Source organism: Alkalihalophilus lindianensis (genome assembly GCF_032843265.1).
Lineage (GTDB): Bacteria > Bacillota > Bacilli > Bacillales > Bacillaceae_D > Alkalihalophilus > Alkalihalophilus lindianensis.
In genome coordinates this window covers 1-235 of record NZ_JAWJBA010001045.1, presented here as the reverse complement: position 1 = coordinate 235, position 235 = coordinate 1, and the positions used below count along the sequence as shown (strand labels likewise).

The window sequence follows — 235 nt, the reverse complement described above, 5'->3', positions numbered from 1 at the left end:
TACACGGACAACTCCAAGCCATTAAGCTCAAGCTTCACCAAGAAGGCAGCCAGCTGCATATTTCTTTAACAAAAGAAGCTTTAGGACAAGCCCTAATCGCGGCCAAACACTATCGTGATCATCTATACAGCCTTAGGGATCTATTCCAAAAATGTACATTTACCCGGAAAAGAAGCGAAGATTTACAGCATCGCTTGAGTGAAATCGAAACGGAATTGGACGAGCTGAAAGGGGA

1 protein-coding gene is annotated in these 235 nt (G+C 43.8%); it reads left to right on the top strand.

The genetic code is table 11. The features are described 5' to 3' along the window. On the top strand, positions 1-235 hold a 235-nt coding region (locus tag RYX56_RS25300), incomplete at both ends, for a hypothetical protein (RefSeq protein WP_317124509.1).